This is a genomic window from Synechococcus sp. CC9616 (assembly GCF_000515235.1).
Lineage (GTDB): Bacteria > Cyanobacteriota > Cyanobacteriia > PCC-6307 > Cyanobiaceae > Parasynechococcus.
In genome coordinates, this window is record NZ_KI911558.1 from 1,301,413 (window position 1) to 1,307,797 (window position 6,385).

Genomic DNA, 6,385 nt, shown 5'->3' on the forward strand with positions numbered 1-6,385 from the left:
CAACAGCCTCGGTTTGATCGATCTTGCTGCTGGTCAACCGATCACCTCCTGCAGTTCCCGAACCACATTCCACTGGCCGTACCAGTAATTCGCTTCGGCGCGACGGGTCGTGTCTTCCAGGCCATCGATGGCATCAGGCCCGAGGCTTCTCCACAACTCATGCCCGCAGGCACGGTTCAAGCCTTGTTCCGCTTCATCTGAAAGCAGCAGCAGGCGACGCTGAAGATTCTTGACCTGAGCGACAGACATGAAACAAGAACAGTCGAATTAATAGTACAAATAAACCAGTTGTTGTCGATCAGAAGGGGAGTTTTTTCCTGGCGTCCTTGTCGAGATCCGCCTCCATCTCGCGCAACCGCTTGAGAATCGTGTCGTAGTACTCACGGATATAGCTCTCCATGTTGGTGGTCTCATCCGGATCGAGATCAAATGCCGCGTAACTGGACTCCATCGGCGCATCCAGGGCCTGCCCACCTCCTGTCACTTCCGCAAAAGCCAGGCGTTCGGCCACATTCACCGCAGGTTCAAAGAACGACGCGAACCCCTGCATCAAACGGATCAACAGGGGCTGAACACGGAACATTCGGGCGGTTTTACCGCTGCAGCGTTCGCACAGTTGCACCAGTTCACCGGTGTTCCAGGCACGAGGTCCAACAACGGGGAAGCTGCCTTTAATCGTTTCAGGTCGCTGCAGAGCGGCGACAGCAAAGCGCGCCACATCCTGCGTGTTCATGTAGGCAATCGCCGTGGGACTTCCACTCACCCACACGGTCTGGCTCTCCAGCACAGGGATGGCGAACTGACCGATCACACCCTGCATGAATGCAGCACCCTGAAGAATCGTGTAATCGAGATCAGAGGACTCGAGCAGATTCTCTGTGCATGCCTTGATGTCCATCAGGGGCACCTCGCGATGGCGATGGGCACCCAGGAGGGAGAGGAAGACATAGCGACTGACCTTCGCTCGTTCGCAAGCCTGCAGAAGATTGACCTTGCCGTCCCAGTCGGTGACGTAAATACTGTGCGGATCGCTGGGGCGACTTGTCGCTGCATCGATCACCGCATCGACGCCATCAAGGGCGTAATCAAGGCTGGCGGGCTCGAGCAAATCACCGCGCGTGAGCTCACATCCCCACTCCTGCAGGAAAGCAGCCTTGCGTGGGGTCCTCACCATGCATCGAACATCGTGCCCCTCATCAATGGCCCGGCGGGCAATTTGTCGTCCAAGGGTGCCCGTGCCACCCACCACAAGAACCTGCATGGGGTCCGTGCCTTTGCAGCGGCGAGCCTAGAGGTCCCAGGGGACCAACGACGGCTCAGTCGCCCTGAAGCTTTAAGAGAAGGGCGCCACCAGCAAGCCCGATCGGAATCAGCACCCAGAAAACGGCAGCGATGCCGAAGATTTCCTGAGCCATGGATTCGCACAAGTCGTTTCAATCACTATTAAATCTCGTCCGGGCAGCAATGGCGGCAGAGCTGTAACAGCTCGGGAAATTTGGCATCGGTCCGCAGCTGACCAGACATCACACCGCTGGCCACAGCCTGATGACCAGCACCCTGCAAGGCCGCAACCAGCTTTTGCAGCGGTGGCGCGCCCTGCAGCGCCAGACGTTGGGACAACTCGGCCGTAGGCCAGACGCGGGCCGGACTGCCTCGATCGGCATGCAGGCGCTTGAGCAGTCGCGTTGTGGCTTCAGCAATCGGAACCGTCTGTTGCATCAGGCCCTCAATGGCCGCCGGGTCCTGCAGCGGGCCCAACCAGAGAGGACCACTCACCATCCAGCGCCCTTGCCCAGAACGGCAACAACAGGATGGCCATCCCGTCAGCCTCAACAGACTTTGCTCCTGCTGATCACCACAGGCCTCACAGCGCGCCAGCAACCCCAGATTTTCGTCCTGCCTGGGATCCGGGTTTTGTTGCAAACGCACCGCCGTTCGAAAGGTGCGTCCATCACTGAAACTGAGCAAAGGCGAGATCCCGTGGCCATTCATCCAGGCCAGGCGTGCGATCAGCCCGAGTTGATGGCGGAGAGCCAACTCCCAGCTGGCCGGATGAACCCGTGCGGCAGCGCCGAGGCTGCGAACGGCTCCAACACGTTCGTGGCCGGTTGGTGATCGACCATCCGTGCTCGCAAGGAAGAGAATCCCCCCACGACGCAGGCGTTGCAGGGCAGGCTGAATCAAGGGCCCCGGGCTGCCGAAAGCGTCCAGATCAATCAGGTCAAAACGTTCAGCGTTCAGCTGCTGTTCCGCCAGCAGTTGCTCAGCGGCTCGACCCGTGAGCCTTGGGCGAAGACCCCGCTCCAACAGCGGCTCGCAATTGGCCTGCAGCACAGCCAAACGATCGGGATCCGCGTCATTGGCGTGAATCCATGGCGGGATCCGGCACCCCGCTGCCGCCTCCAACCCCCAACGCAGGGCGCGGACGCCGCAGCCGCTCATCAGGTCCAACCAGCGCAGCTGCTGTTGATCGCCTCGATCTCGCGCCTGCTGAGCGGCCAACAACACCGAGAGATCCCTGGCTGGGCGCGATTCACGCCGAAAAAAGCCAGTGCCGAGAGTCAGCTCGGCCGCTCCTTCGCGATAGTGATTGTCCTGATCCGCCAGCGCTGTGACTGCCGCTGCACTCCACACTGCCGATTGGGGTGACCACAGCCGCTGGCGGTGGAGGCACCTCGACTGCCACTGGCGCGTGATGGGTGCAGATCAAGGACTCCCGCCCGTGCTCCTGCTCCATGGGTTCGGAGCCAGCAGCGCCCACTGGAGGCACCTTGCACCTTTACTGGCTGCTTCCGGCTTTCGCGTCTTCGCCCTCGATCTGGTCGGATTTGGAGCATCTGATCAACCCGGCTGGAACGCCCGTCGCCCCCTGGACAACAGGCTTTGGGCTCTTCAAGGGCTCGCTTTCATCCGCCAGGTGATTCAGCGGCCCGCTGTGCTGATCGGCAACTCCCTTGGAGGGCTCACCGCCCTCACAGCGGCGGTGCTCGATCCCGCCTGGGTCAAGGCGGTCGTCGCCGCCCCACTGCCGGATCCAGCCTTGATTCAACCGCTGCCGGTACGCCGTTCACCAGGCCAGCGCTTGCTGCAGAGACGGCTGCTGACCTTGGTTTTGAGACTGCTCCCCCTGGAGTTGATCGTTCCCCTGATCAGCCGCACCCCCCTGCTGAAGAATGCCTTGCAAGGGGCTTATCAGCAGTCGATCCGGCACGACAGCGAACTGCTGCAACTGATCGCTCGCCCGGCCCGTCGAGCGACAGCCGCGCGAGCCCTGCGGGCCATGAGCATCGGCATGGCAACGCGGCCGCGGGGCGCCACGGCACCAGCGCTGCTTAACCAGCTCGATGGCCGATTACCGCTGCTGTTGCTTTGGGGCCGCCAGGACCGTTTTGTGCCCTTGAGCATCGGCACAGCAACCGCCGCGCGCTACCCATGGTTGAACCTTGAAATTCTCGAAAACTGCGGCCACTGCCCCCATGACGAAAGGCCGGAGGAGTTGCTGAGCATCCTGCTTCCCTGGCTGGACCGTAATTTGGGAGTTAGCAGTGCGGTGGGGACAGGACAGCGCGAATGAAGCACACCCTCTCGGTGCTGGTTGAAGACGAATCCGGAGCTCTCAGCCGGATCGCCGGACTGTTCGCACGTCGCGGCTTCAACATCGACAGCCTTGCCGTTGGTCCGGCGGAAAACGATGGCCAGTCCCGACTCACGATGGTGGTGGAGGGGGATGACCAGACCCTGCAGCAAATGACCAAACAGCTGGACAAGCTTGTGAATGTGCTTCAGGTGCTGGATCTCACCCAACGGCCTGCCGTGGAACGGGAGCTGATGTTGCTGAAGGTTTCCGCACCGGCACAGACTCGAAGCGCGATCTTCGATCTGGTTCAGGTGTTCCGGGCCAAGGTGGTGGATGTGGCCGATGAGGCCCTCACCCTGGAAGTGGTGGGAGATCCCGGCAAATTGGTGGCTCTCGAACGCCTGTTGGCGCCCTACGGAATTCTGGAAATCGCCCGCACCGGCAAGGTGGCTCTCGAGCGGGCCTCCGGCGTGAACACAGAGCTGTTGAAAGCCATCCCCAGCGGCAGCCGGGTACCGGCTTAACAAGCCTGAGCCTTAAGACGACGAGCCAAAATTCTGCACCCAGTAAGGCGTCGCGTTGACATCGTCGATGGCGTAACCGACCCCGATTTCTTTGATTTCAGGGTCAAGAATGTTGGCCCGATGGCCTGGACTGTTCATCCAAGCCTCAACAGCACGCTTCGGAGAGGATTGTCCGGACGCTGCGTTTTCTGCGATGTAGCTCCAGTCGTAATCCACCTCATTGATGCGATCACGCAGTTCTCGACCATCGCTGCTGTCATGCCCGAGATAACGACCGCTTCGGTCCATATCTTCAACATGATTTTGTGCGGCCTTTTGAAGTTTTGAGTTGAAACTGAGTTTGTCGATTCCTTGACGTCTCCGTTCTCGATTCGTGAGCCGAACCACCTTGCGGGTAATCGAATCCAGGTCACCGTGATCTTTTAGGCGAAGCTTGAACGAACCGCTACTGCCGTTGATCGTCGCCACCCGGGCAATCAGATTGTCATCTGGATACTTCTCGCCATCAATCGTGCCAGTAGAGCAAGCTGAATTAAAACAAGTTGCTTGAGTCAGAACGTCTGTTCCGTGTTCAACAGTGATGCGCGGAAAAAAAGCAGAACTTTTAAAGCTCAAAGAGAAAAAGCGTCCAGGCTTTCGGTCAATCGAAAAGGTTTTATCTGAAAGATCACCATCGACCGAAACACGTAGAGGCTTACCTTTTGATAGAAAATCTGTCATATCAAGAGCGGTTGAACTTCAATGATCGCCCCTTTCGAGTTTCCAGATCAAGGTTGTTCAAGAACCGCCTTGGTGATGCGATCACCCTGCCGGATGGCATCAACCACCTCCAGACCTTTCGTGACCCGTCCAAAGACGGCATAGCGTCCGTCCAACTCCGGAAGGGGCTTCAAGGCAACGTAAAACTGCGCACTGGCTGAATCAGGGGACTGGGACCTGGCCATGGCAACAGCTCCCCGCTCATGCATCAGAGCGAGCTTGCCGAGCTCGGAGGGATTCGTCACCACACGGCCGTAGCGCGGGGCCTCCTCATCGGTGAATTTCAGCTCGAGCGGGATCATGCGGGCCTGACCACTCTCCGGATCCACAAAACTGCCGCTACCCAGCTGGCTGGTGAAAGTGGATCGATCCTTCGAAGTTGGATCGCCGCCTTGAACGACGAACGGAACAGGCTCCCGGACCACTCGATGAAACATCGTGCCGTCGTAGACCCCTCGACCCACAAGATCCACAAAGTTGCCCGCCGTCAGGGGGGCTGCATCGCCATCAACCTCAATCGTGATGGCTCCCTTGCTGGTGGTCATTTCAACGAGGGCCTTGCCCTGAAGACAGGCTGCCGCAGCGTTAGCGCAACCCTGACTCAGTCCAGCGCTGTTGGAGCTGCTGCAACTCACAACCAACGGCACCAGCAACAGCAAAGCCAGAAGACGAAATTGACGCATCGATTCAGAGTCCTTCGAGGTTGACGCCAAGGAAGCGGGCCAGTTCAGCACCGTCCTGTTCAAGCTGGGCCAGGGGAAGCGGTTCACCAACGCGGGTGAGCGGCAGGTCGCGGCGTCCCTGAACCCTTAAAGAGACACGCCGACGGGCATTGAAGCCATCGCGAACCTCCACCTTCACCGCCTTCACATCCTTCAGAGCTATTTCAACGCTGATCGGCTGGCGGAACCCACGCCGCGTGATCGTCACCAGCCCTGCCTGCTTGTCAAAGCGGTTGAGACCGGAGCCAACATTCACTCCGATCACATACCAGAGGTAGGTCGCCAGAAGAGCGGCCGCGATGCTGTAGAGCCCCATGATCAGGCCCTGGGGAACAAAGATCAGCGCAGCCGGATGGCCCAGCGGCAACAGGTCTGTGCCAAGAAAGCTGGAGAGGGAGGCCAGCAAAAATCCCAACCCTCCGATGCTGACCGCGGAGGCCACGAGATAGTTGGACAATCGCCGGGATCCGAGCACCGGTTGCTCGAGTACCTCTGCCGACATGACGACCCTTTGAGGAACAGTCATTGTCCACCGAGGCAGGCCCTGGCGTGAATGTCAAAGAAATCCCTAAGAAACAAAGCGATACAAGGGATTTCAGGTGATGAAAACACCTCCCACTAGACCGTTCAGGATTGTTAAGGTCGCCCGGTATCCCACAGCCTGCGGGTCATCCGCACCGTTTTCTCTATGACGATCGCTGTAGGACGCGCGCCACAGCGGGGATGGTTCGACGTCCTCGATGACTGGCTCAAGCGCGACCGCTTCGTTTTTGTCGGCTGGTCCGGCATCCTTCTTTTCCCAA

General features: G+C 59.3%; 9 protein-coding genes and 1 pseudogene. 3 read left to right on the top strand and 7 right to left on the bottom strand.

The window, feature by feature from the left end:
* Positions 1 to 33: 33 nt before the first annotated feature.
* From SYN9616_RS0107755 to SYN9616_RS0107770, 4 genes are read right to left on the bottom strand one after another with little or no spacing between them, the layout of a single operon-like run.
* Positions 34 to 249: a hypothetical protein gene (locus SYN9616_RS0107755; RefSeq protein ID WP_028952577.1), complete on the bottom strand. Its 216-nt coding sequence runs from the start codon at positions 247 to 249 to the stop codon at positions 34 to 36.
* 49 nt (positions 250 to 298) lie between these two features.
* A complete protein-coding gene (locus SYN9616_RS0107760; RefSeq protein ID WP_028952578.1) occupies positions 299 to 1,261 on the bottom strand; it encodes an NAD(P)H-binding protein in 963 nt (320 codons plus the stop codon).
* A gap of 55 nt (positions 1,262 to 1,316) precedes the next feature.
* On the bottom strand, positions 1,317 to 1,415 hold the full coding sequence (gene petM, locus SYN9616_RS0107765; protein WP_028952579.1) for a cytochrome b6-f complex subunit PetM: 99 nt from the start codon (positions 1,413 to 1,415) through the stop codon (positions 1,317 to 1,319).
* 28 nt (positions 1,416 to 1,443) lie between these two features.
* Entirely contained in the window at positions 1,444 to 2,634 is a 1,191-nt protein-coding gene (locus SYN9616_RS0107770) for a N2,N2-dimethylguanosine tRNA methyltransferase (RefSeq protein ID WP_028952580.1), read from the bottom strand.
* Between SYN9616_RS0107770 and SYN9616_RS0107775 the strand changes: the two genes are divergently transcribed.
* Positions 2,612 to 3,574, top strand: a complete 963-nt coding sequence (locus tag SYN9616_RS0107775) for an alpha/beta fold hydrolase (RefSeq protein ID WP_028953795.1) — start codon at positions 2,612 to 2,614, stop codon at positions 3,572 to 3,574. The genes SYN9616_RS0107770 and SYN9616_RS0107775 overlap by 23 nt on opposite strands.
* Positions 3,571 to 4,101 (top strand): acetolactate synthase small subunit, encoded by a 531-nt coding sequence (gene ilvN, locus SYN9616_RS0107780; protein ID WP_028952581.1) that lies wholly within the window; start codon positions 3,571 to 3,573, stop codon positions 4,099 to 4,101. The genes SYN9616_RS0107775 and ilvN overlap by 4 nt, the downstream gene beginning before the upstream one ends.
* Positions 4,102 to 4,113: 12 nt before the next feature.
* Here ilvN and SYN9616_RS16840 read toward each other — a convergent pair whose 3' ends face one another.
* Genes SYN9616_RS16840 through SYN9616_RS0107795 form a run of 3 tightly spaced genes read right to left on the bottom strand, consistent with a single transcriptional unit; the run spans position 4,114 to position 6,084 of the window.
* A complete protein-coding gene (locus tag SYN9616_RS16840) occupies positions 4,114 to 4,821 on the bottom strand; it encodes a CAP domain-containing protein (protein WP_084218325.1) in 708 nt (235 codons plus the stop codon).
* Between the two features lie 47 nt (positions 4,822 to 4,868).
* A complete protein-coding gene (locus SYN9616_RS0107790; protein WP_028952583.1) occupies positions 4,869 to 5,543 on the bottom strand; it encodes a peptidylprolyl isomerase in 675 nt (224 codons plus the stop codon).
* 4 nt (positions 5,544 to 5,547) lie between these two features.
* Positions 5,548 to 6,084, bottom strand: a complete 537-nt coding sequence (locus tag SYN9616_RS0107795; protein ID WP_028952584.1) for a photosystem I assembly protein Ycf4 — start codon at positions 6,082 to 6,084, stop codon at positions 5,548 to 5,550.
* A 186-nt stretch (positions 6,085 to 6,270) separates the two neighbouring features.
* Here SYN9616_RS0107795 and SYN9616_RS17270 point away from each other — a divergent pair.
* Positions 6,271 to 6,385: pseudogene (locus tag SYN9616_RS17270) on the top strand (photosystem II D2 protein (photosystem q(a) protein)); the annotation flags it as partial.

Excerpts from the sequence above, each read along its gene's own strand:
- SYN9616_RS0107760 (WP_028952578.1), bottom strand. The coding sequence starts at position 1,261 with ATGCAGGTTCTTGTGGTGGGTGGCACGGGCACCCTTGGACGACAAATT.
- ilvN (WP_028952581.1), top strand. The coding sequence starts at position 3,571 with ATGAAGCACACCCTCTCGGTGCTGGTTGAAGACGAATCCGGAGCTCTC.
- petM (WP_028952579.1), bottom strand. The coding sequence starts at position 1,415 with ATGGCTCAGGAAATCTTCGGCATCGCTGCCGTTTTCTGGGTGCTGATT.
- SYN9616_RS16840 (WP_084218325.1), bottom strand. The coding sequence starts at position 4,821 with ATGACAGATTTTCTATCAAAAGGTAAGCCTCTACGTGTTTCGGTCGAT.
- SYN9616_RS0107755 (WP_028952577.1), bottom strand. The coding sequence starts at position 249 with ATGTCTGTCGCTCAGGTCAAGAATCTTCAGCGTCGCCTGCTGCTGCTT.
- SYN9616_RS0107790 (WP_028952583.1), bottom strand. The coding sequence starts at position 5,543 with ATGCGTCAATTTCGTCTTCTGGCTTTGCTGTTGCTGGTGCCGTTGGTT.
- SYN9616_RS0107795 (WP_028952584.1), bottom strand. The coding sequence starts at position 6,084 with ATGTCGGCAGAGGTACTCGAGCAACCGGTGCTCGGATCCCGGCGATTG.